Source organism: Rosenbergiella metrosideri, from assembly GCF_022602565.1.
Lineage (GTDB): Bacteria > Pseudomonadota > Gammaproteobacteria > Enterobacterales > Enterobacteriaceae > Rosenbergiella > Rosenbergiella metrosideri.
The window spans coordinates 1-237 of sequence record NZ_JALBCV010000146.1 but is presented as its reverse complement, the minus strand read 5'-3'; the positions used below and the strand labels follow the sequence as shown (position 1 = coordinate 237).

1 protein-coding gene is annotated in these 237 nt (G+C 49.4%); it reads left to right on the top strand.

Going from position 1 to position 237, the window contains the following annotated elements; all coding sequences use genetic code 11:
• Positions 1-35 precede the first annotated feature (35 nt).
• Positions 36-237 (top strand): fimbria/pilus outer membrane usher protein (locus tag MKR94_RS16855; RefSeq protein WP_241647937.1); only part of this gene is annotated, 202 nt, incomplete at its 3' end.

Genomic DNA, 237 nt, shown 5'->3' with positions numbered 1-237 from the left:
ACCAACAAGGATCTTTGTCGGCAAGTGGGGGGATCGTGCTCCACTCTGGTGGGGTGATACTTTCTCAACCGCTATCAGATACGTTTGCGCTGGTTAAAGCTAAAGATGCAGACGGTACAAATGTTATAAATTCTCCTGGCGTGAAAGTAAACCGTTCTGGCTATGCGGTGGTAAGTAGCGTTACCCCTTACCGTTACAACGCAATTAGCCTCAACACCGAGCACCTTGGGCCTGGAT